The following is a 23,799-nucleotide window of genomic DNA, read 5'->3' on the forward strand; positions in this document are numbered from 1 at the left end:
AATTGATGTCATTATAGCTAAATTCAGAATATTCAGCAATCAAAATTTTGAAAAGTGTCATTATTCAACAGTTAGGCAGCTTTATTGCATGTTGATTTAATCGTCTTTTTAACAGTTAGGCATGCCTAACTGTTAAAAAAATAGTTGTAATATACACTTAAGAAATGAAATATTTGAGTTAAGAATGAATCAACAAAAATTCCTATCTCACTGATATACTTTAGTCATAGATAACACAACACGAAGCACAATCCATTCAATTCCTCAAAACTATTTCGTATATGTTTTTTCATGATTGTAAATGACTTTGTGTAGAACGTGTTTTGATAGTTATCTGTAATTGTAACGTTGAAATGGATCATAAAATGATTCAAGATATTTTTATAAAGTTTCCCGGCTTTATAAAAATACATGTTTCCTTAATTAATAACCCTTCCCCGAAAAGCGCTCGTTAATTCCCGGACGAGCGCTTTTCACATGCCCAAATTTAGATGTTAACTTTGATAACATGAATTTTCTGTTTTTAATGATTTGAAGTATAGTTATATTAGTAGCCATGGGGATGGCGAGAAATTCTCCTAAGTTGAATAGGGGCACACATACATAAATAAGGCTCGGACTGAATGTCCGAGCCTTTGTACGTCTGATTATGAGATTGAACTAACGATTGATTCATATACGTCATCCCAAAATTCTGTTTTATTTTGATAAGTTTCATGGATGCTATGATGTACTTCTTTTTCTTTTTCAGCATATGTTAGATCGTCTTTACTTGGTAAATCTTTACGAATATTTTCTACAAATTTTTGGACGCTGATTGCTCTTGGTCCCCAAACATGTTCTTGTTCATGCTTTTCATTTAAAAATACAAAAATAGGTATAGAGCGAGCAGTACCATTTGTTAAGTATTGATCGATTAAATTAGTATCTTCATCACGATGGAAAGCTTTCACTTCAATATTAGCGTAATCAGCAATGTTTAATAGAACAGGTATGTTCATCATTGCATCTCCACACCAATCTTCAGTAATAACAAGTACTTTATAATTTTTATCTTTAATTTTATCTAATCGTTCGTCATTTTTAGGTAATTGGAAAGATTGATAAATATCTAGTAATTGCTCTTTATTTGTGGTCATCTCATTAACATATTCTTTAATGGGTTGTGCCTGTTCATAGTATGTAGCTAACTTTGTCATTATAAAAATCCCCCTTTTATATACTTAATATTATAACAATTCTGAAATATTTCGCAAAGTACAATACTTTAAAATGAATAATTAATCTACAGCATTATCGATTATTGTAAATGTCTTATTATCAACATTTAATTCAGCTTGTACACCGTATGGAATAATGCATTTTGGTTCATTATGTCCAAAACTAGCATTATAAAAAACAGGCATATCTTCTTGATGCCACTCTTTTAACATTTTAACCCAAACTTCTTTATATTCTTCATAATATACATCGTCTTGAGGTCTTCCGATAATAACGCCATTAATTCTATCAAAAATACCCATAGAACCAAATGCGCGAACATAATCTTCCATCAACCATGGTGGAGCATGAACTTCAGCAGTCTCAATGAAAAGAATAGCACCATCAAAGACATCTTTATTAGGGAACACATCAGTCGCTTTTAATGAATGGAATAATTCCATACAACCGCCAATAAGATGTCCTGTAGCTTTGCCAGAACCATTTAGAATTTCATATCCGTTATTATCAAAAGATTCTCGATTGATACTTTTGTTCTTTTTATCCCACTGTAAACCGTATTTTCTAATTTGTGGTGAAGTAGGTACATTACCAACAACACCATTTTGGAACCATGTTTGATTGATCGATTGAACAGTGTAGTCATCCATTTGAACATTTTCTGCAAAATCAGTTAATAGCGCTGGCCCGTAGAAGCTAGAAACACCTGCTTGATAAAACATGAAATGAAGTGCAGTCGTGTCTGAATAGCCACTGAAAATTTTAGGATTATCCTTAATAATATTTAAGTCTATGTATGGCCATAATCGTACAGAATCATCTCCACCTAGTGTACAGATAATGGCTTTAACTTCTGGATCTTGTAGTGCTTGATGTAAATCTTCTACTCGTTTTTCTGGATGATTATATGTGAAATCAGCGCCTTTTAATGCGTGTGGCATGACTTTGACATTTAATCCGAACTCATCTTTTAATCTTTGTATACCAACTTCAGTTCTCCATAATATGTCTTTTTCACCAGCTAAACCTGATGAAGGAGAGACAATTGCTACAGTGTCACCTTTAGAAAGCTTACTCGGTTTAATTAATTCTTTCACATCATTACCCCCTTATTTCTATGTTGAAATTAGTATAGCATATGGGTATAACTTGAAATCAAATAATTCAAATGATAATATAAGTTTGTTTGTAAAAAGAATGGTAAAATAATGAATAATGTAAGGTTAACTTCAGAATATAAGGGGTATTTCTATGGATAAAATAACCTTCCTTAATTACCTTGAGGATGAATTATCTCGACTGCCTAAAGTAGAGCGAGATAAAATAATGTACGAATATGAAACGAAATTTTTTGAATCAGAAGATGAACAAAGTTTGATACAAGAACTTGGTGAACCTAAAGCAATTGCCAAGAAAATATACGCAACAAGTGCCATTCATGATGCTGAGCTATCACCCAATTTTAAGAATGTATTTCAAGCAATTTTAGCGACATTAGGGTTGAGCTTTTTTAATATATTTTTTATTATTATTCCATTTCTTATCATTGCCTTTTTACTTCTCATCGTAGTCGTAATCGGCGCTTTAATGATGTTAGGTCCTATCGTTAGTGTGATCAATGTATTTGTTCACGGTTTTTATTGGGTAGATATTACAAATATCATTTTTTCAATCTCTTTCTTAGGATTAGGACTTATGTTGTTAGTAGCAGGGCTTAAATTAATAGAAGTGAGTTACAAAGGTATCTTAAAATATTTAAGATGGTGTGTGAAACTCGTTAAGGGGCGTGCTGAATCATGAAGAAGTTATTTTTATCTGGTCTAGGCATCTTCTTAATTTTTGGCATTTTAGGAACGATACTATGGTTCACGGTTAATAATAAATATGAAAAGCAAGAAACATATGAAAAAATATATAAAAACAACCAAGTTGAACAAGTTATCGTGAATGGGCAAAATACAAATGTTGAAGTTAAGAAAGGGAAATATTTAGGTATTAAATATAACGGTAATCAAGACGTTAATGCGAGCATAGAAAATAATTTATTGCATTTTACGGAGAGAGAAAATAAATACAAATTTAATGCCAACTTTATTCCATTTAGAAAAACCATTAATCACTTAGTAATCACTTTGCCACCTAAAAATTACGAATCATTTAACATTACAACGAATACAGGAAACATTTCAGTTCGTGATGCTAAAAGTAACAATAGTAATATGATAACGGACACAGGTGACATTGTTTATCAAAATGTAAACTTGAAACATGCTAAAGCGATGACAGACTTAGGAAGCGTTAAAGTTAAACATTCGGATTTAACGGAGTTTACAGGTGAAATCAAAACAGGTAATATATCTGTCGATAAAAGTAGTCTCGTCAATAGTGAAATGATTACATCTCTTGGTAATATTAATATTAGCCAACTTAAAAATGAATGCGATATTAAATCATCAACAGAAGACGGAGATATTTCAATTTCTTATATGAATCCACCTAAGAATACTTTGTTACAACTACAATCTGAATCAGGCAATACAAAAATTGAAAATAAAGCATTTAATGGCGAAAAAGTAGGGAAAGGGAAACACGTTATTGAAAGTTATACAGATAACGGAGATATTTATATAAAATAATATAGAAATAGGCTGAGACTTCTAAGTCTCAGCCTATTTTCATTCACTCACTAGCAAATAGAATGTCTGAATCAATCTGACCTGTTATTGTTGGGAGGGTAATGGATTTACCATCTAACCATTCTTTGAAATCAAATGTATGTATGGTGCCATTTTCACCAAGTGCAATTTTCATTTTTAATTGGCTAGGTATGTATGCTGATGTATGTATCGTACCCGACCAACTTTTGAATAGCTTGCTGTATATTTCATACTGAGGATCATTAAAATATCGAAAAGCATCTTCTAAAGACATTTCGTCATTTGTGATTTGGTCGATTCGATTATATCTTTCGACAGACTCTTTAATATAATTTCGATTCTCATGACTTAATATTTCAAAATGATTAGTACATAAATTGTTTTGTTTAGTAACAACTTCTCTAGGTGTCGCTTCTACAGTAATTCTTTTGTTTGTTTTATCCATTAAAATATAGCTAAAAGAGGTACGGTGAGGAATTTCATTTAATAGTCTAACAGCATCATCGATATCTTTACATGTTTCTAAAATCAATCTTCCAATCATATAGCAAACAAATCCATCACCAGGTTTTTTACGATGCATAAAATTATAGCCCATCGCTAAACCATGTTCATTCATGCCATCCATTCTGCCTGTTACTCTGGAAGTAGGGCCGATTTGTGCATATCCACCATCTGTAGGTTGGAATAGACTAAATCTTCCATCATATGTAGCAGGACTATAATCATAGTTTCTAACCATATAATCTTCTCCTAAGAAGATGGAACAACCACTATCTTTAGCATATACTCTATAATGACCATAGTTTAACAAGATTGTTTCTAACGGAAATTTTAATGTATCTTGAATACCCATTAGTTCGTCCCAAATTTTTGGTGCGAATTTTTGATATATATTTTTTGTTTCATCTATATTAATATCGAAGCGGGGTCTTCTAATTCGCCATTCTTTTTCTCTATTTTGCAACATTTTAGTAGACTTTAACCATTCTGCTTGGGCAACACCATAATCATAATGGTTACCTCTAAATTCTAATGTTTGCATCTTAACATTTTGCACAGTATCACTCCTCTTATATTTATTTTGATTGAACTTATGTACTTTGTCACGTAAATCCTCTCATATAATTGGAAATATGATGTTAAAGAGATTGTAATAATCGCTTAACCTATGTAATTTATTACCATGTTATATTTGAATTACCAATTATCTCACTGATTATGTGAGAAGGGGGTATGTAAAATGTGGAATCAAGGATATATTTACGTAAAGAAAATATGGCAAGAATGGTATAGAAGATAATCTATTAAATGACGCTTATAGAACAGCTAGAATATATATTTTTGAAATAAAGGAGCAAGAGACAATTTAATGTCTCTTGCTCCTTAATATTTATATTTGATCTGTTGATGTTGTATAAGACTGCGCTTTGTTAGTCTTTTTAGTTTGGTTAGACCATATAATAGCAATTGTAGGTCCAGTGATTAAGTGGATAAAGCTGAATATTGCACCTGGAACAGCGGATAGGGGGTTGAAATGTGCTGTTGCGAGTGACACAGCTAGTCCGGAATTTTGCATACCAACCTCTATAGAAATGGCGCGTTTATCTGGTCGGTTAAGTTTGAATAATTTAGCTAATAAGTAACCGATTGTTAAACCACTTACATTGTGAAGTAAGACAACACCAAACATAATAAGACCAGTTTCAATGATTTGCGCTTTATTACCTGCAACAACGCTTGCAAGAATAAGTGAAATAGATACTACCGAAATAATAGGTAAAATATCAATAGATTTTTCAGCTACTGGTTTAAAGAATCTTTGGACGATAAAACCTAATATAATTGGGATCAATACAACTTGAACTACTGATATAAACATAGATGCAAATGATACTTGTAACCATTCTCTTGCGAATAAATATATTAAACTAGGTGTAACAATAGGTGCTAATAATGTAGACACAGTTGTGATAGAAACGGATAACGCAGTATTTGCTTTAGCTAGATAGCTAATAACATTTGATGCAGTTCCACCAGGACAACAACCTACTAAGATAACACCTAATGCTACGTCAGGACTTAAATTAAGACCTTTAGCGATTAAATATGCAGTAACAGGCATTACAGTATATTGAAGAATAACACCAATTAACACACTTTTAGGAGATTTAAATACTTCTTTAAAATCATTTGTAGAAATAGTCATGCCCATTCCAAACATTACAATTCCTAATAAATAAGGAATGTAAGGTGCTATTTGAGCAATGATATTTGGGAAGCTAAAGCCTAACACTGCTGCCAAAAGCATCCAAAATACAAATGTTTTATTGATAAACTGACTGAATTTCTTAATATTAGTCATATATACACCTTCCAATTAAATAATAATCAGAATATTAACAATAATACAAAAATTTTTCAATACTTTATTTGCTTTAATTATTTATTTTGCATATTAATGATGAAATGATACATATATGAAGTGAAATTATACTAAAATATCTATATATCGATAATATCTCACTTAGAAAAGGATAATATCTTTTATGTATTTTAAATATTATGTTATGATGAAAGAGGTAGAAAATGATGAATGAGGTGACTTCAATGGATTGTATTAAAGGGATATTCAAATTCTTTTTCATCTTAATTGCTATAACAACAGTTGCTGTTGGGGCAGGTATTGCTGTCTTAGCATTTGTATTTAAAAAAGACTTTGAAGAATTAGAACAAAAAACAAAAGAAATTGTATCTGAAATCGAATCTAATAATTAAAATAAAGGAGCAATCACAATATTTCTGTGATTGCTCCCTTTTTTATATTTAAAAATTAGGAGGGTTTATATTTGCGATATGAGCGTAATGTTTTAATATCCCCAAGACTAGAAAATGACAAGTGTCATCAATTAAAAGCTTTATCTCATAATCTCAAAGTACCGAGCAAAGATGAATTATATGCCATACTTGAAAGCATTGAATATGACCAACCATTTTTAAAATCGATTACAATTGGAACGAGTAATGAAAAAGAGATGATTAATACAGCATTTCATTTAAAAGCTATCATAGAGTATATGTGGTACGAACGAAAAAAATCTGAAGTATATGTTAATATCGTCATTTGGAAGAATCATGTTGGTTCTTCTAAAAAGTATGTGGATAAATTTATGAAGTATGAACCAGATGCGTGGATAATATTAGGATCTCATATAGGCTTCTGCAATTTGTTAAAAAGATTATATAGATTTGAAAGTTGGGATGCTAATCGAACATATTGTTCAAATGCGTTGTTGTCCCAATTGATGTTTCAAATCGTAGGTGAAAAGTACTTCGAACATATTAATAGTATTAACCATCTCGGTAAACCAATTATAATTGAAGACGGTAAAATCATTTCAAAATACAATGCTATTGTTTAGACCGCTTCTTTTTGAATATAAAAAATAGAATTGATGCAATACATATGAGTAATGCACTTATTAAATAATTTAAGTAATGTTTTGAACTTTGACCAGTTTCAGGAAGCTTTGATGTTTCTGATTTGGTCTTTTTTTCTTTATTAGTGTAATCGTTAGTAAGTTTATTAGGGTTTGGAATTAAAGAGTCTTTAATGACTGAGATTTGGTATGTCTGATTTTGACTTGGAATTTGATTAGAATTCGGATTATCTGTAATTTGACTTTGACTTTGTTGTACTTGATCTATTTGAGTATGTTGATTTGTATTTTGCTCAAAAGTTGAAGTAGTCTTATCGTCAGAATTAAATGTATAATATTTATCCTCTCCTAGTGTAATCGTTGAATGGCTATCTATGCCGTTAATCTTCACATTAAATTTAGTAGACTTAAGAAATGTAGTGGGTATATTGATTGTAGTATTACCGTTTTGATCTGTTATGCCAGAAAGTTCTTGGTTATCTGCAATGAGTTTAACTTCCACATTATTTAAAGGGTGATAGGTTTTTGAAAGTACATTAATTGAAATGGATTGATTATTTGTATTCGTTATATTGCGTTGGTTATTGCTAGAAGAAGTCAATCTATATAACTTGTTAGGTTCAACAGTAAAAATTTGATTATTTGAAGTGGTTAAAGTGTAGTGAGGCTTAATATTCTTATTAGGAATTTCTATAAATGCTAAACCATCAGATTTAGTTGTTAAAGATTTAACTTCTTGGTCTAAATGTAATTGGAAAGTTTCATTTGATATCGGGGTATTATCAGAAGCATAAAATTGAAAGCCAATAGGTGTCATATCATTATTAGCGTGTGCAGTTCGTGACGTATTGAATGATGTAGCGACCATACATACAATACTAAATAAAAAGATTGGGAAAGGTTTCATATTGACCTCCTTTCATCTCTTAAATAATTAGATGATCATCTGATATCATTATGCCATAAACACTATAGATATTCCACTATTATTTTATGTATTTTATATAAAATTTTTAACACAACTAAAATCTTCCTATATATATATATCATTCAAAATTTTTGAGAATGGGTGCTTGAATCTTTTTGCAAGTGATAAAATAAAAGAGTAAAATATAATCAGAATGAGCATAATCTAAAAGGGGATGTCTTATATGAAATGTGCAAGTTGTAATCAAGAAATGGTAGATGATCTTCGTACGAATGTTCCAGGCACTCTAGTTGATGTTAGATTAATAAAAGAAGAAGAAAATGAAGATATTTTAAACAAAGCGATTGCAATACCAAAAGCAGCAGTATGTTTACAATGCGGCGAAGTGAAATATTACATAGAAGATATTGAATCATTTAGAAATGCTATAAACCACGAATAAAATGTGAATAATTAATAAAAACAGCGTACATTTGAAATAAATCATGTACGCTGTTTTGTTTATATTTTTTTAATATTTCGTACAGATGCATAACAATGCTCACCATTACTAAAATATACTGCACGATCTTTCGTGTTAATAGTATCAACATTATTACGATTAATGACATAACTGTTATGGCATCTAAAGAAGCGGTCATCTAAATTAGATAAATCTTTTAAACTTCCATAGAACTCAATTTGTCTATTGTCTAGATGTGCTATTAGTCGATGTGATTTTGATGATGACTCAAAGAACATAACATCATCATACTGAACATAGACAGAATTGCTACCTCTCGTTAATTCTATCTTTTCAACGTTTGTATTTTTTGAAAGCATACCTAATCTTATGTATGCAGTGTCTAAACAATCTAACACTCTTGTCTTCAGTTGATCTGGATCATCCTTAAAAATAAAATCCATTGCAGCAACTTTATAAACAAATGTTAAATAAGTCAGTTCACTGTGACTTGTGACAAAAACAATATTACCAATAGGGTCATACTTACGTATCTCACTTGCCAATGTAATACCATTAATATCAGCGTCTAATTGAATATCTAAAAAGTAACAACCTATATCATTTGAAGATTTAACGTGATCCAACAACTCATATGGGTCACGTGTTGCAAGTTCAATAGACATTTCTTTTTCTTCAATCATAATATAATTATTGATAATCGTCTGCATGCGCTCTAATTGTTTGGGGTCATCTTCACAAATGATGATTTTCATTGAATCACTTCCTCATTGCTATCATTTAAAATTTCAAGCTTTTGAATAAAGTATTGATTATTAATAAAAGTATCTAAGAAAACATGGTCTGTCTTCTCAGTGATTTCTTTCAACGTAGTTAACCCAATACCACGCTTACGACCTTTAGTAGAATAATGATTTTCAAATAGTTTATGTACCTTAGGCGTATCTTTTGAACATTTATTCATGAATACAAGTAAAATCGATTTCTCATTTTTAATAAATGCAATTTGAATCGTTGGATTATCAACAAACTCAGAAGCCTCAATTGCATTATCCATAATGATGCCGATACATCTACTTAATTCTACAATGTTCATATTTATATGATCAATCTGTTCAGTAATCTCAACACTAATATTGATATTCTGTTCCTGAGATTGAATAATTTTCGTTGTTAATAATCCCTTAATTTCTCTAACATGTAAATTTTGAAGACCATTAATTTTTATCGCATTTAATTTCATATCATCATGAAGATGTGCAATATTTTGGTCAAAGTATGTTCTCAAACCATCCATATCATCTTCTCTAATATATTCAGATAAAGTCGCTAAAATATTTACATAATCATGACGAAACTTACGCATCTCATTATTAATCTGCTCAATCTGCAAAGTATACTTATAATACTGATTGATTTCTTTCTTCGTACGTTGCAATGCCATCTCTCTAATAACTGTGAAAGAAATTAAAATAATAAAAATAGCAGCAACACATACATAGATCACATAAAATAAAGTTTGGAATTCAAACTCTTTTTCAGTATTGTAAGACTTTGGCATGTATACGTAGAACACCGTAAAAGAAAGACCTAAAAACGCTGCTAACAATAGTAGGTAGATACGGTTGTTATATAAATAACTTAATTTAAGTCTATTCATTAATTGTCTTATTAATAATGCTAATGTAATAGATATTGTTGAATGAATGACTGTATATATTAATAGAAAAAGTAAAAATGTATCTATACTATCAATAATATATTTTGTAAATAAAATGGATAAATAATCTGAAACTACAGATATAATAATGACAAGTAATGTATTAATTACACCAAACAACTTAAATTTTCTATAGAAAAACACAAAATAAAATAAGCAAACATATGTAATAGCACCTACTCCAAATATATAATAAAAAGTAAGTGAAGGGATTATGAAGCCTATTAATAAGACTCCATAATCCCTTTTGTTGTATCGGTAATTTTGTGTTATAGAAAGTAAAATTGTGAACAATACTACTTGGAGTAATCCAAAAGGTAAAGATTCTATACTAGAAAGCGAGTCCATATATTACACTTCCTTAATAATAACTTATTGTTTTTCTTTTAATAATTCTGCTGGTACTTCTGTTTCATCTAAAAATGCTGTACAACCTCTAATTACCGCTTTTTCACCGATTGCTGAAAGGATATTTGATACTGATTTTGAAAATAGGCTAGATAATAAATTCATGATAATGTTTCCTCCTCTTTGTAAAATATAGGTAATAGTGATACTGCTTCAAAGATTAATCCTAAACATATTAATTGTTGATAGGGTTCTTTAAGGAATAAAGTTAATACTATCAAAATTGTTGCTGCTAGGATTGATCTTAGTTTAAGTCCTTTTTTCCATTTGCCTAATATTGGGTGTTTCTTTGTTTGCATTGGTGCGTACTTTATAATGATAAGATAACCGACTAACGCTATGGCTAAGAATGGCCAGTAGGGTATGTTGGTATTTATGATTATGAGTGGTGCAACGACAAACATGATTAGGCTTTGTATCGTACATAGAAAAGTGGACTTAGCGTGCGCGCCAAACGCGAAATATCGAATGGCAAAATAACTAAGATGTACAATAAGTGTGTATAAAAATATATGGCATAGAAGGGCAGCGCCGTATATAACTATGGTCTTCATCATATTCCCTACAAATACTTCTAGTCCATACTTTACCTTTAAATAACTAACATGATCTAGATTATTTGAATTTTGAAGACTTGCAGCAATTTTATCTATTTGTGTTTGGACAGGTTGATACATAGCGCCCCTCCTTCATTATGATTATAGAACATATTGATTTACATTTTACTTCTTTTGCCTAACTGTATTATTTCAATGCCTAACTGTTTGAATTTATAATATATTTGTATTTTAACATAATTTTAATGCAGTTAAGAACTTAAATTAACGACTTAGGGAAAATATAAAATTCTATTATTGAAATACTATAATATATTTAGTGAATATTTAATTTTTTATGATAAATTAAAAAGTTTAAATATAAAGGAGGATCCTTTATGGCAGGCGATATCGTCAATGCTATTTGTAGTATTTTTAATTGGTTAGTGGAACTTTTTAATGGTTTGTTTACTTAAATATCTGCTGTGTTTGATACGTGGTTATTCATATAATAAATATTTTAACGTGTACCATTGGGTATGCGTTTTTATTATAGTTATTGAGCGTTTTCATGTAGAATGATATTAAAGAACAAATTAGGGAGGAATTTAATTTTATGAAAACGAAAGGTTATATTGGTAGTTATACGAAGAAAGATGGAAAAGGGATTTATCGTTTTGATGTTGATGAGAATGATCAAACAATCGAGAAGGTTGAAGTTGGTTATGAAGTTGAAGCATCTACATATTTAACACAACATGGTCAATTTTTATATGCGATTAAAAGAGATGGCGATGATTGTGGTGTTGCAAGTTTTAATATCAATGCAGATGGTAGCTTAACATATATAAATGATTGCTTAGCTTCACAAGAAGGAACGGGTTGTTATATTTCAGTTTCTGAAGATGGTCAATATTTATTTGAAGCTGTTTATGGAAGTGGTTATGTAAGACTTTATAAATTAAACGCTGAAAATGGCGAAATTATTGAGTTAATAGATGTGTATAAAGGTGAAGGTCATGGACCAAATGAAGCAAGACAAGAAGGTAGTCATATTCACTTTGCAGAACAAACGCCAGACTTAGATTATATCGTTACAGTTGATTTAGGTGCAGATGTAATTAGAACATTTAAATTCTCTGATGAAGGATTGGAATTATATGAAACATTAGAAGTTCAAGCTGGAAGCGGTCCAAGACATATTGCGTTTCATCCAAGTGGCATATACGCATACTTAGTGAATGAACTTAGTAATACGATTCAAGTGTTATCATATAAAAATGGTGTATTTGCAACAATCAGTCCAGCACTATTAACGATTCCAGAAGACTTTGATTTAAACTCACAAGTTGCTGCTGTTAGATTAAGTCATGATGGACAGTTTATTTATGTTTCTAATAGAGGACATAATAGTATAGCTGTTTATAAAATATTAGGTGATGGTGCAAATGTTGAATTGGTTGAAATTGTAACGAGTGGTGGAACATGGCCAAGAGATTTAAATATTACACCAAGTGATTCGTTTATAGTTGTTGCACATGAACATTCATATAATTTAGTATTATTTAGTCGAAATAAAGAAACTGGTAAGCTGACAGAAATAGAGAACGAACAAAAAGCTGCAGAAGGCGTTTGTGTTCAATTTATATAATGGTAGGTGATGAACGTTGAAAATAGCACTATATCAGATGCATGTAATACCTGGAGAGCCAGAAAAAAATATCGAAAAAATTAATCAATGGTTAGATGAATTAGATGATGAAATTGACATAGCAGTGTTACCTGAAATGTGGAACACTTCTTATCGATTAAATGAGTTAACCGAACTTGCTGATGAAGACGGTCAAAGAATTTTACCTTTCATAGAGCGAAAAGCAAAAGAAATCCATAAACATATTGTGGCTGGTTCAATTGCATACAAAAAGGGAAATGAAATTTATAATCGAACAATTGTCGTCAATAACGAAGGAAAGTGTATTAATACTTACGACAAAGCACATCTTGTGCCAATGTTTAATGAACATCATTTCTTAACTTCAGGTAGTAAGAAATCAACTGTATATGAGTTAGATGAAATAGAGATGGGAACGATTATTTGTTATGATTTAAGATTCCCAGAATTAACACGTTCATTAGCTTTAGAAGATGCAAAAGTAATTTTTGTTCCGGCACAATGGCCGAAATCAAGAATTGATCATTGGAAAGTATTATTACGTGCTAGAGCAATTGAGAACCAAGTGTATATTATTGCTTGTAATAGTGTGGGTACTTGTGATGAAAATGAGTTTGGTGGGCACAGTTTAGCATATGCACCAGATGGCACATTAATTGATAGTTTATACTATGAAGAAGATACATTAATCGTTGATATAGACTTTGATTCGCAAGAAAAAATTCGTGAAGCCATTCCTATTTTCAATAGTTTAAGAACAGATTTATATTAGGTAGATGTAGTTAGAGACTGGGATATTATATGATATTCCAGTCTCTTATTATCTTACAAATGTCTTATTGAACATTTGTAGAAAAAGTATAAAATCAATTATAAGACAGAAAATAGTTAAGGCATGGAGATGATTTATTTGGAAAGTAGTGTAGCAGTCCAATTTAAAAATGTAGAATATGAAATAGAACGGTCACTAATTTTAAAAGGTGTTACAGGTGCCATTTATAAAGGTAAACTTACTTCTATAATCGGGCCATCAGGTGCAGGAAAATCAACACTGCTCTCTTTAATTAATTTATTAAAGTCTAGTACAAGTGGCGAAATATTCATTGATCAACAATCTATTGAAACATATAATCCAATGGAACTTAGAAGAAAAGTTCAGTTAGTTTCTCAAGAAGCAACGATGATTAAAGGAACTGTAAGAGATAATTTAGAACTGCCATTAATACTACAAAATAAAAAAATGACAGATGAAGAAGCTAAATATTATTTGAAAATAGTCGATTTACCAGAAACTTTTTTGAATAAAAATAGTAAAGAATTATCAGGTGGAGAAAAACAAAAGTTATCTCTAGCCCGATCACTTGTTAATAAACCTAAAGTGATATTGCTAGATGAAGTGACATCGGCATTAGATAGAAACTCTAAACGTGCAATTGAACAACTATTGCAAAAAATTATTAAAGAACACGAAGTTACGATGATATGGATTACACATGATATTAACCAAGCCTTTAGAATGAGCGATTACATATGGGTTATGATCAATGGAGAAGTTGAACTAGCTGATACAGTTGAAAATGTTAAAAATTCAGAACAACCAAACGTCAGAAGCTTTATAGGAGAAAAATTAATATGAGTATAACATCAATCGTGTTAATGTTTGTTTTTATTATTATTCCAATAGTAATTTCGAAAAGTTTTAATCTAGGATTAGAGAAAGATACTTTAATTGCAGCTATTCGATCATTTGTTCAACTGTTAATAGTAGGGTATATTTTACAATTTATATTTGATCAAGAAAGCCATATTTTTATCATTTTAATGGTCATGCTTATAATAGGTGCGGCAACACAAAATGCGCGAAAAAAAGGTTTGGAAATACCAGGCATCACATGGAAATTATTACTGGCTTTTGTAGCAATAGAAGTCATTACACAAGGTATCTTATTAGGGTTTAAAATTACGCCACCAACAGCACAATACATCATACCAATAAGTGGCATGATTGTTGGTAATGCGATGGTATTAAGTATCTTGTTCTTAAATAGATTTATGTCAGAAGTTAAACAAAATGAAAATGTGATAGAGCTTGTTCTATGTTTGGGAGGTACACCTAAACAAGCAATACATAAGCAACTGATCACTTCTATACAGTCTAGTGTTATACCAACTATAGAACAACAAAAGACAATTGGCCTTGTGCAATTACCAGGTATGATGAGTGGTCAAATCATTGGTGGCGCAGATCCAATTGAAGCGGTACTCTTTCAAATATTAATCGTATTTATGTTATTAACAAGTGCTACAATGACGAGTGTAATATTAGGCTTCTTGTCATATCCAACTTTATTTAATAAAAAGCAGCAACTCATTGAAAGTCAGTATAAATAAAATAAGCATGTGGTTAAGACGTAAATGAATGTCTATACCATATGCTTATTTTATATGCTTAAATTTAATTGTGTGGCTCTCAGTAACACTTCTGTATTACTTTTTAAACATGGCTCTTACGTATTTAGCTTTTCCTTTATAAGGTGGGAAAAGGACGCCAGTTTCTAGTTTGGTTGTTTTAAACATGATGCTCTTTTCATTGCTAAAGAGTTCAAATGAAGCTTTGCCATGATATTTACCAATTCCTGAATGACCGACACCACCAAATGGTAAGTTATGGTTACCTAAATGTAAAAGTGTATCATTGATACAACCGCCACCGAATGATATTCTTCTTACGACTTCATCAGTATGATTTTCGTCTTCACTAAATAAATATAGTGATAGTGGCTTTGGTTTATTTTTTATAAATTGAATGGCATCACCGAATGCTTCATACGTCATAATAGGTAATATTGGACCAAAGATTTCGTCTTCCATTAGAATATCATCAAATTTAACATTATCGACAATAGTCGGTTCTATATATCGGTTATCTCTGTCCGAGCTACCTCCGTAGACAATGTCTCCATTAGTTTGATTAAGTAAATTCACTAATCGATCTGTATGACGTTCATTTACGATACGGCCATAATCTTCACTATTTTGTGCTGTTGACGTATAAAACTCTCGAATAGTTGTTTGAATCGCTTTAATGAATTGTTGTTTAATCGATGCGTCGATGATGACATAATCTGGCGCGACACATGTTTGACCGGCATTAATAAATTTACCAAATGCTATTCTTTCTGCTGCTACTTTAATATTTGCAGTCTTATCAACAATTGCTGGACTCTTTCCACCTAATTCAAGTGCTACCGGGATAAGTTGTTTACTAGCTTGTTCGTACACAATTTGTCCAACTTTAGTAGAGCCAGTAAAGAATATAAAGTCGAATGGGTAAGTTAACAGTTCTTCAGTTACAGTTTGGTCGCCAGTTATACAAGATACATATGAAGGATTAAATGCTTCTTGTATAATTTTTTCTATTACAACACTAACATTTGGTGTAAGTTCTGAAGGTTTGATAACAGCACAATTTCCAGCAGCAATAGCACCAATTAAAGGTTCTATAACAAGTTGAAACGGATAATTGAACGGACCGATGATTAAGACTGTGCCATATGGTTCGTTAATTGTATAACTTTTACCTGGAAATAAAAATACAGGTGTATTCACGTTTCTTTTACTTGCTAAACTCTTGACTTCTTTTAGCATGAAAGAGATACTTTTGTAAATGTAACCAATTTCAGTAGCATAAGATTCAACAGAATTTTTGCCTAAATCTTGTTGCAATGCTGAAATTAAGGCACTTTCATTTGTTTTAATAGATTTTCTTAGTGCTCTTAACTGTTTTTTTCTGAATTTAATATCTTTTGTTACATCACTATCAAAAAGTGATTGTAAGTTTTCGAATTGAGTCGCGATAGTCAATATGGATGTCTCCTTTATACTTCTATTGTTTATATTTTAACAATAGTTATAATTAAAAGCGAAGTGTTTATTTATGAAATTTTTATTTTTAAAAAAATAACGAAAAGGTGAAATAATATGAGATTTGGATTTATAGGTACCAATTGGATAAGTGATAAATTTATAGAGAATGGTTTAGAAGTTGAAGCGTTTGAACCTTACGCTGTCTATTCGCGAACTGAAGAAAGAGCAGACTATTATAAGGAGAAACATCAACTTACTGAAACGTTCACAGATTTAGAGTTATTTTGTCAATCACCTAATTTTGAAGCGGTATATATCGCATCACCTAATGCGTTTCATTTTGAACAAGCAGAATTAGCGATTAAAAATAAAAAACACGTCTTGATCGAAAAACCAGCGACAATTGTTCAAGAACAATATGAAGCATTATCTAAACTTGCTTATGAATATAATGTCACTGTTATGGAAGCGATGAAATCAACATTATTACCGCCATTTGTAGAATTTACAAATGATCTTATTGATATTGGTGAAATTAGATATGCTGATTTTCATTATCACCAATATTCTTCAAGATATGATAACTATAAAAAAGGTATCATAGAAAATGCTTTTAAACCTGAGTTAGGGAATGGCGCTTTAATGGACTTAGGTGTTTATGCAGTAGCTCCGATGATACATTTGTTTGGTATGCCACAAAATATTAAAGCAAATGGTTTTAAATTAGATACTGGAGCCGATGGACAAGGTAATGCAATATTGGATTATCATACTTTCCAAGCAACGATTAGTTATTCAAAAATATGTGACCGCCCCAGCCCTTCAGAAATAGTAGGGGAAAATGGTTATGTATTAATTGATAAAATAAGTGCTCCTTCAAATATTAAAGTATTTAATAGAGAAGGGGTATTACAGAAAGAATATAATAATGATTCACCGTTAACGATGAAAGATGAAATAATTGAATTTATTAATTGTGTACAGAATCATAAGGTCGAGTCATCTATTAATACACATCAAAGATCATTAGAAACGATTAAAGTATTAGATGAAATTAGACATCAAATTGGAGTTCAATTTAATGTCTAAAAAGTACTTCATCATTACAGCTGTGATTATTATCGTTTTACTACTCGTCGTGGCATTTATACCATTTAAACAAAATCCATCTTCCACATCAAGAGTGGTCGTTGATCACTTTAATCATAAGTATGCATTTCCGAGTTGTTATGATTACGAAAAAGCATCAAATTATATTGATGAAGTAACATATAAAGATGCTCAAGATTTAAAATATCCACCTATGAATACGTGCACAGAAGAAAAGGCAAAGCCTCAATATAAATCATTGCTTAAACGGTTATTAGAAAGTACAGAAATATAAAAAGTCCTGACGAAATGATATCATTTCGTCAGGACTTTTTGATTATTTTTTTAATACATCGTGTGTGCTTTCATCTTTAGTCATAACATCTTTAACGTACGGACAAACTGGATCAATTACTTTCTCTTCAGATCTTGCTTTTTCAATAACAACATCAACCAATTTTCTAGCAATACCTTGTCCTCGTAGTGAAGGATCTACAAAAGTATGATCGACTACAAGTGTCTTGCCATCTAAGTCTTGATACGTGATTTCTGCTTCAAAATCATTCTCAGAATTGCCTACATAAAATTTGTTTGTACCTTGTTTGATTTCCATTTAAAGCACACTCCTTATAAATTATTTACCTAATAATTCATCAATAGGTGGAACGACTTGTTTCTTACGAGAAACAACGCCAGGTAATACAGCGACATTTCCATTTAATTCAGTGTTGAACGCTTTTGTTACGACTTGTTGTTCTTTACCTAAAGCAATAGCAGTTGAGTCACTGTTTAAGATATCTGTAATAACAAATACAAATAAGTCATATTGTTCTTTAGCAATAATTGCGTTGATTTCATTTTCAACGTCTTCTTGAATTTCAAGAACTTCGTTTACATCAACAGTATTAACTTGTGCAATACGTACAACTTTATCACCCATGTTGAATGATTTAGCATCCATATTTAAAAGGAATTCAGGTGATTTACCTTTTACTGAAGCACCAGCTTTTAACATTTCTAAACCATATTCATTTAAATCAACATTGGCAATTTTAGCTAATGCTTCACAAGCTTGTTTATCTTGTTCTGTGCATGTTGGTGATTTAAATAGTAATGTATCAGAAATAATAGCTGAAATCATAAGACCAGCAATTTCAGGTTTAATTTCAATACCATTTTCTTCATATATTTTTTTAAGGATTGTTGTCGTACAACCAACTGGTTCAGCTCTGTAATATAATGGAGCTGCTGTTTCAAAATTGCTGATACGGTGGTGATCAACAACCATTGTAATTGTAGCATCTGTAATATCATCTGCACTTTGTTGGAATTCATTGTGATCGACTAAAATAACGTTTTTGTCTTTTAAAGGTGTTTCTAATAATGCAGGTGCTTGAACTTTGAAATAATCCAACGCAAATTGTGTTTCATCAGAAACGTCTCCAAGTCTTGCAGCTTGAACGTCATTTCCAAGTTCTTTTTGTAAATCTTCCATTACTAATGCTGAAGCAATTGTATCTGTGTCAGGATTCTTATGTCCAAATATAAATGTGTTTACCAATGTAATTTCTCCTTTTGCTTTGAATATTCTGTCACTTTATTTTAACATGAACACATTGTCTATTCTACAACTGCGCCTATACTATTTTCAAAATGTGTAAGCGCCCAATCGTGTCCAGCTTGATTAAAAGAAGCGACACAATTCTTAGGTATAATAATTTGATAATTTAAATTGTAAGCATCGACAGCAGTATGTAACACACAGATATCTGTACAAACGCCGACAATTTCAACAGTATCAATATGTCGTTCTCTTAATAAACTATCAAGATTTGTACCGAAAAATGCACTATATCTTGTCTTATCTATCCAAAATACGTGATTAGAATGTTTGATTGAATCGTATTGAGGCTTTAATGAGTTATATAAATTTCTACCTTCTGTACCTACGATATTATGAGGTGGAAATAATTTTGTTTCAGGATGATATGGATCATTCTCATGGTGATAGTCCATTAAATAAAAAATTAAATCTTCATTCAAGTTGTATATTTCGATTTTATGGTGAATATTTTGTTCAATTTCTTGACCAGGTTCTCCGCATGTTAACTTACCATCTGACGCAACGAAATCATTTGAATAATCAACGATAATGAGTGCTTTCTTCAATTATATTCCCCCTAATTGTTTATAAAATGTTTTCAGTGTAATATAAATATACATGCAAGTATACGCTATATTAAGGTGGTTATGAAGTATGAAGCATATTGTTAATGTAAATCGTTATGGTGCTAAAGGTGGTTGTGGATTAACAGATACAATTGGTATTCAATTGGCTTTATTACAAGCTAAGAAGGGACCAGTAACAGTTTATATACCTAAAGGTGTTTATCATATTATTTATGAATTAGTGATATATGAACATACAACGCTTATTTTACATGATGAAGCTGTATTAATCAGAAAATCGCCTACAGCTATGCTGAAAAACGGACATAGATTGAAAAAATACTATGGATACGACGGTCATGGTAATATCAATATTATCGGTGGGACATTTGATGCGTATGGACATACAAATAATACAAATAACACGATCATGTCTATTGGTCATGCACGCAATATTCAAATACATAATGTGACATTTAAGAATGTTGTAGGTGGGCATGCGATTGATGCATGTGGCTTAGACGGATTTTATGTAAATGAATGTAAGTTTCTTGGTTTCCGTGACGATAGTGGAACGAGATTATTTAGTGAAGCAGTTCAAATAGATATTCAAACTGAAGGAGCATTTCCTAAATTTGGGGCAACAGATGGTACGATAACTAAAAATGCACTGATTGAAAACTGTTATTTCGGAAATTCAGGTGATCCAAACATGTTACCTTGGAATAGAGCAGTTGGATCTCATGCAAGTATGTATGATGTGTTTTATGAGAATATAAATATTCAACATAATACTTTTGAAGGATTAGGGGATTTCGCAGTTACTTTATTAAAAGCGAAAGATTCATCCGTTACACACAATCAATTTATAAATTGTGAGGGCGGTATTCGATATTTAGCTGTACCAACAGGTAAATATTCATTAGATATCCATAAATTAAATAGAGGCGGACAAGCAGGGTCAACTATATTGATAGGTGATAATACATTTAAAGATATTAAAAGTAAACCAAGTATTTTAATTAAAAGTTATGAAGACGTTATGAATAAAGATATTTATATTTATAATAATCATTTTGAAGGAGAATCTTCAAATAATATTAAATTCATTAAGACGACAGATATTTATTTATACAACAACCGTAATTTAAGCAATATCAAACAAGATCAAGTTGAGAACCTTATTCATATATAATTAAAATGGAGGATATGATGAATAGCATAGACAGTTATATTGAACAAATTGATGAAAAGAAAAAAGAAACATATATTCATTTGCTAAATACAATCAAAACGCATTTACCACCTGGCTATGAACTAGTCATGCAATACGGTATGCCGACATTTGTAGTACCTTTAGATAAATATCCAAAAGGTTATTTAAATAGAGCAGATGAACCACTTCCATTCATTAGTCTTGGTGCTCAAAAAAATCATATTGCCTTATATCATATGGGGTTATATGGGATGAATGAATTGAAAGAATGGTTTGAGAATAGATACAGAGAACAAGTACCAACTAAATTAAATATGGGGAAAAGTTGTATTAGATTTACAAACAATAAAAACATACCCTTTACTTTAATAGGTGAGTTGAGTGAAAAAGTCACTGTAGATGAATGGATACAAAAATATGAATCAGGACATAGAAATCAAAAATAAAACGCTTCTGGGATTATAATTCCCAGAGGCGTTAATTTATGTAATTCGTTTATCAAAATTGCCTAGCACTTTTACATTAAAGTCTAATGTTTTTAGGATTGTGATTACTTTCTTCATTTCTACATCTTCAGCGCTACAATCTGCTTGAACAAAGAAATGATACATGCCGAGTTGTGTCTTGAGTGGTCGAGATTCAATCCATGATAAGTTGATATTAAATAAAGCAAATGTATTTAATATACTTGCTAATAAGCCTGGTTTATCTTGGTCAGGTGTAATTAACAAAATACTATCTGTTGCTTTTTCAACATGTTTTTCTTGTGCTGATAAAATTAAAAATCTTGTTGTATTATGTGGATAGTCTTCAATGTGTTCATATAATGCTTCAACATCGTCATTAGATTTTTCTAAACCAATTGGTGCAATTGCGCCAGTATGTACATCTATTTCATCTAAACTTTGAACGGTACTGTCAGAATATCTGTATGCAAAGTTATGATTTTTAATAAATTTAGATGTTTGATTGATTGCTGGGGCAATAGAAACAACTTCTTTAATATCTTCTAATTTTGCGCCTTTTTGAACATAAAGAGAAAATGATATATCTAGATGTAATTCGTCTATAACGTGGATTTTCTGTTCAGTTAATGAATCGGCAATGATGTTGATTGTACCTTCGATAGAATTTTCAATTGGGGCTATTGCGATGTTTTCTGGGTCAGCTTCAATTGCTTTAACCACTTCGTATAAATTTGACTTAGGAATATATTCAGTGATTTCATCTGGCTTATATTTAAGTGCTGCCATATGTGAAAATGTACCTAATGGTCCTAAATAATATAACTTCATAAATGACTTCCTTTCTAATGCATTGGACAACCTTGTTGATTTTGTCTATATAAAAAGTTTGGACTTCTCATCTCATTATCATAGCCTTTATGATAATTATGTACAAGTGAAGGTGAAAGAGGAGGTGCAAGCCAACTCCATTTTCCGGTCACTTTTCTATTAGCTTTACATTCATTCTCTTCAAATTTCTTAAATTGTTTAGAGGCATTATAATGATCAACAATTGCAACACCAGCTTCTTTATACGAATGATAAATAGCATAATTAAACTCTACTAAAGCTCTATCTCTCCAGTAACTTGATGTTGTCGTTGTATCAAAATCAAATGCTTCTGCAATGTCTTTTAATTTATTATAGCGATATTCGTCAGTAAAATTTCTAACGCCTATTTCAGTTTCCATGTACCACCCGTTGAATGGGGCAGTATGATAATATATACCACCGATTTCTAAATCCATATTTGAAATGATAGGTACTGCATACCATTTTAGTTGTAGTGATGCTAACTTAGGATACTGTTTATGGTTAATGTTAATTTCTTTAATGAGTTCTTGTGGGTATTGATGAATTTTTAGGCTTTGTTGATTAATTCGATACATTAATGGAAGTACATCAAAATCAGTATGTTGACTTTGCCAATTTAAATGGTGTGCTAATTTCGTGATTTCAATAGATTTAGGGTCGCCTTTATCTTCGTATCCTGCATATCTAATCAACTGTTCATTCATAATTTCTATTTGGTTGTTATATATGCTGATCATGGGTTTGATTTTTCCATCATTTGTAGCGCCTTTAATGTGACTTTCAATTGAAGTAATAAATGCTTGTTCATCTTGAATATGTCTTAAATCTCTTACCGTCAATTTATCCCAAAAAAGTCTACCAATACATCTATTTGAATTTCTCCAAGCTACTTTCGCACCATATTCTAATTCTTCAGTTGTGTGGGTATAAGTACCAGTTTGAGAAATTTCATGTTCTATTTCTTGTATTCTTTTATTCATTTGTAATTCTGATATTTCTAATTCTTTATACATATCATTAATAAAAGCAGTCGCTTTATCTCGTAACATAAATACACCTCTATGTACTAGTATAAGCGACTGCTATTTTTTGAC

Annotated in this window: 28 protein-coding genes; 13 read left to right on the forward strand and 15 right to left on the reverse strand. The window is 30.9% G+C overall.

Features of this window, described 5'->3' with window-relative positions; translation table 11 throughout:
* Positions 1-647: 647 nt before the first annotated feature.
* The gene (locus tag CD035_RS01185) at positions 648-1,199 is read right to left on the reverse strand and encodes a thioredoxin family protein (protein WP_048540619.1); all 552 of its coding nucleotides are present in this window, start codon (positions 1,197-1,199) and stop codon (positions 648-650) included.
* 81 nt (positions 1,200-1,280) lie between these two features.
* Complete coding sequence (locus tag CD035_RS01190) at positions 1,281-2,318, reverse strand: S66 family peptidase (RefSeq protein WP_048540620.1); 1,038 nt, start codon at positions 2,316-2,318, stop codon at positions 1,281-1,283.
* Between the two features lie 154 nt (positions 2,319-2,472).
* Here CD035_RS01190 and CD035_RS01195 point away from each other — a divergent pair, with 154 nt between their 5' ends.
* Both CD035_RS01195 and CD035_RS01200 read left to right on the forward strand, forming a co-directional pair.
* Positions 2,473-3,021: an HAAS signaling domain-containing protein gene (locus CD035_RS01195; RefSeq protein WP_048540621.1), complete on the forward strand. Its 549-nt coding sequence runs from the start codon at positions 2,473-2,475 to the stop codon at positions 3,019-3,021.
* A complete protein-coding gene (locus CD035_RS01200; protein WP_048540622.1) occupies positions 3,018-3,857 on the forward strand; it encodes a DUF4097 family beta strand repeat-containing protein in 840 nt (279 codons plus the stop codon). The genes CD035_RS01195 and CD035_RS01200 overlap by 4 nt, the downstream gene beginning before the upstream one ends.
* 43 nt (positions 3,858-3,900) lie before the next feature.
* Here the strand turns inward: CD035_RS01200 and CD035_RS01205 are convergent, their stop codons facing one another.
* Both CD035_RS01205 and CD035_RS01210 read right to left on the reverse strand, forming a co-directional pair.
* On the reverse strand, positions 3,901-4,938 hold the full coding sequence (locus CD035_RS01205) for a C45 family autoproteolytic acyltransferase/hydolase (protein ID WP_048540623.1): 1,038 nt from the start codon (positions 4,936-4,938) through the stop codon (positions 3,901-3,903).
* Positions 4,939-5,271: 333 nt separating this feature from the next.
* On the reverse strand, positions 5,272-6,243 hold the full coding sequence (locus CD035_RS01210; protein ID WP_048540624.1) for a bile acid:sodium symporter family protein: 972 nt from the start codon (positions 6,241-6,243) through the stop codon (positions 5,272-5,274).
* A gap of 245 nt (positions 6,244-6,488) precedes the next feature.
* On the opposite strand from CD035_RS01210, the gene CD035_RS01215 reads away from it, so the two are divergent.
* Together CD035_RS01215 and CD035_RS01220 are read left to right on the forward strand one after the other, a co-directional pair.
* On the forward strand, positions 6,489-6,656 hold the full coding sequence (locus CD035_RS01215) for a hypothetical protein (RefSeq protein WP_049320466.1): 168 nt from the start codon (positions 6,489-6,491) through the stop codon (positions 6,654-6,656).
* Positions 6,657-6,727: 71 nt separating this feature from the next.
* The gene (locus tag CD035_RS01220; protein WP_048540625.1) at positions 6,728-7,300 is read left to right on the forward strand and encodes a hypothetical protein; all 573 of its coding nucleotides are present in this window, start codon (positions 6,728-6,730) and stop codon (positions 7,298-7,300) included.
* Here CD035_RS01220 and CD035_RS01225 read toward each other — a convergent pair.
* Positions 7,290-8,225: an LPXTG cell wall anchor domain-containing protein gene (locus CD035_RS01225; protein ID WP_048540626.1), complete on the reverse strand. Its 936-nt coding sequence runs from the start codon at positions 8,223-8,225 to the stop codon at positions 7,290-7,292. The two genes, CD035_RS01220 and CD035_RS01225, sit on opposite strands and share 11 nt — an antisense overlap.
* Positions 8,226-8,469: 244 nt before the next feature.
* On the opposite strand from CD035_RS01225, the gene CD035_RS01230 reads away from it, so the two are divergent.
* On the forward strand, positions 8,470-8,688 hold the full coding sequence (locus CD035_RS01230) for a hypothetical protein (protein WP_025905095.1): 219 nt from the start codon (positions 8,470-8,472) through the stop codon (positions 8,686-8,688).
* Positions 8,689-8,747: 59 nt separating this feature from the next.
* Here the strand turns inward: CD035_RS01230 and agrA are convergent, their stop codons facing one another.
* From agrA to CD035_RS01250, 4 genes are read right to left on the reverse strand one after another with little or no spacing between them, the layout of a single operon-like run.
* Positions 8,748-9,464 (reverse strand): quorum-sensing response regulator AgrA, encoded by a 717-nt coding sequence (gene agrA / locus CD035_RS01235; protein WP_048540627.1) that lies wholly within the window; start codon positions 9,462-9,464, stop codon positions 8,748-8,750.
* Positions 9,461-10,777 (reverse strand): quorum-sensing sensor histidine kinase AgrC, encoded by a 1,317-nt coding sequence (agrC, locus tag CD035_RS01240; RefSeq protein ID WP_048540628.1) that lies wholly within the window; start codon positions 10,775-10,777, stop codon positions 9,461-9,463. The genes agrA and agrC overlap by 4 nt, the downstream gene beginning before the upstream one ends.
* Before the next feature lie 24 nt (positions 10,778-10,801).
* On the reverse strand, positions 10,802-10,942 hold the full coding sequence (gene agrD, locus CD035_RS01245; RefSeq protein ID WP_075578463.1) for a cyclic lactone autoinducer peptide AgrD: 141 nt from the start codon (positions 10,940-10,942) through the stop codon (positions 10,802-10,804).
* Positions 10,939-11,514 carry an accessory gene regulator AgrB gene (locus tag CD035_RS01250; RefSeq protein WP_048540629.1) on the reverse strand — a complete coding sequence of 192 codons (576 nt, stop codon included), beginning with the start codon at positions 11,512-11,514 and terminating at the stop codon, positions 10,939-10,941. The genes agrD and CD035_RS01250 overlap by 4 nt, the downstream gene beginning before the upstream one ends.
* A 475-nt stretch (positions 11,515-11,989) precedes the next feature.
* Between CD035_RS01250 and pglS the strand changes: the two genes are divergently transcribed.
* From pglS to CD035_RS01270, 4 genes are all read left to right on the forward strand, one after another.
* On the forward strand, positions 11,990-13,024 hold the full coding sequence (gene pglS, locus CD035_RS01255; protein ID WP_048540630.1) for a 6-phosphogluconolactonase: 1,035 nt from the start codon (positions 11,990-11,992) through the stop codon (positions 13,022-13,024).
* A 16-nt stretch (positions 13,025-13,040) separates the two neighbouring features.
* Entirely contained in the window at positions 13,041-13,817 is a 777-nt protein-coding gene (locus tag CD035_RS01260) for a carbon-nitrogen family hydrolase (RefSeq protein WP_048540631.1), read from the forward strand.
* Between the two features lie 129 nt (positions 13,818-13,946).
* A complete protein-coding gene (locus CD035_RS01265; RefSeq protein ID WP_048540632.1) occupies positions 13,947-14,681 on the forward strand; it encodes an ABC transporter ATP-binding protein in 735 nt (244 codons plus the stop codon).
* Entirely contained in the window at positions 14,678-15,436 is a 759-nt protein-coding gene (locus CD035_RS01270) for an ABC transporter permease (RefSeq protein ID WP_048540633.1), read from the forward strand. Before CD035_RS01265 ends, CD035_RS01270 begins: the two co-directional genes overlap by 4 nt.
* Before the next feature lie 96 nt (positions 15,437-15,532).
* Here the strand turns inward: CD035_RS01270 and CD035_RS01275 are convergent, their stop codons facing one another.
* Positions 15,533-16,912: an aldehyde dehydrogenase gene (locus CD035_RS01275; protein ID WP_048540634.1), complete on the reverse strand. Its 1,380-nt coding sequence runs from the start codon at positions 16,910-16,912 to the stop codon at positions 15,533-15,535.
* A gap of 114 nt (positions 16,913-17,026) precedes the next feature.
* Between CD035_RS01275 and CD035_RS01280 the strand changes: the two genes are divergently transcribed.
* Together CD035_RS01280 and CD035_RS01285 are read left to right on the forward strand one after the other, a co-directional pair.
* Entirely contained in the window at positions 17,027-18,001 is a 975-nt protein-coding gene (locus tag CD035_RS01280) for a Gfo/Idh/MocA family protein (protein ID WP_048540635.1), read from the forward strand.
* On the forward strand, positions 17,994-18,296 hold the full coding sequence (locus CD035_RS01285) for a hypothetical protein (RefSeq protein ID WP_048540636.1): 303 nt from the start codon (positions 17,994-17,996) through the stop codon (positions 18,294-18,296). The genes CD035_RS01280 and CD035_RS01285 overlap by 8 nt, the downstream gene beginning before the upstream one ends.
* A 42-nt stretch (positions 18,297-18,338) precedes the next feature.
* On the opposite strand, the gene CD035_RS01290 is transcribed toward CD035_RS01285, so the two are convergent.
* From CD035_RS01290 to CD035_RS01300, 3 genes are read right to left on the reverse strand one after another with little or no spacing between them, the layout of a single operon-like run.
* The gene (locus CD035_RS01290; protein ID WP_025905106.1) at positions 18,339-18,614 is read right to left on the reverse strand and encodes a GNAT family N-acetyltransferase; all 276 of its coding nucleotides are present in this window, start codon (positions 18,612-18,614) and stop codon (positions 18,339-18,341) included.
* Positions 18,615-18,635: 21 nt separating this feature from the next.
* Complete coding sequence (locus tag CD035_RS01295) at positions 18,636-19,562, reverse strand: manganese-dependent inorganic pyrophosphatase (RefSeq protein ID WP_048540637.1); 927 nt, start codon at positions 19,560-19,562, stop codon at positions 18,636-18,638.
* Positions 19,563-19,621: 59 nt separating this feature from the next.
* Positions 19,622-20,170, reverse strand: a complete 549-nt coding sequence (locus tag CD035_RS01300) for a cysteine hydrolase family protein (RefSeq protein WP_048540638.1) — start codon at positions 20,168-20,170, stop codon at positions 19,622-19,624.
* Positions 20,171-20,258: 88 nt separating this feature from the next.
* Here CD035_RS01300 and CD035_RS01305 point away from each other — a divergent pair, with 88 nt between their 5' ends.
* A complete protein-coding gene (locus CD035_RS01305; RefSeq protein ID WP_048540639.1) occupies positions 20,259-21,365 on the forward strand; it encodes a glycoside hydrolase family protein in 1,107 nt (368 codons plus the stop codon).
* A gap of 17 nt (positions 21,366-21,382) precedes the next feature.
* Positions 21,383-21,832, forward strand: a complete 450-nt coding sequence (locus tag CD035_RS01310; protein WP_103354162.1) for an iron chaperone — start codon at positions 21,383-21,385, stop codon at positions 21,830-21,832.
* Between the two features lie 36 nt (positions 21,833-21,868).
* Here the strand turns inward: CD035_RS01310 and CD035_RS01315 are convergent, their stop codons facing one another.
* Together CD035_RS01315 and CD035_RS01320 are read right to left on the reverse strand one after the other, a co-directional pair.
* Positions 21,869-22,681 (reverse strand): prephenate dehydratase, encoded by an 813-nt coding sequence (locus CD035_RS01315; protein ID WP_048540641.1) that lies wholly within the window; start codon positions 22,679-22,681, stop codon positions 21,869-21,871.
* A 14-nt stretch (positions 22,682-22,695) separates the two neighbouring features.
* Positions 22,696-23,754 carry a nitric oxide synthase oxygenase gene (locus CD035_RS01320; RefSeq protein ID WP_048540642.1) on the reverse strand — a complete coding sequence of 353 codons (1,059 nt, stop codon included), beginning with the start codon at positions 23,752-23,754 and terminating at the stop codon, positions 22,696-22,698.
* Positions 23,755-23,799: the final 45 nt, after the last annotated feature.

Source organism: Mammaliicoccus sciuri (assembly GCF_002901825.1).
In the GTDB taxonomy this organism is placed as follows: domain Bacteria; phylum Bacillota; class Bacilli; order Staphylococcales; family Staphylococcaceae; genus Mammaliicoccus; species Mammaliicoccus sciuri.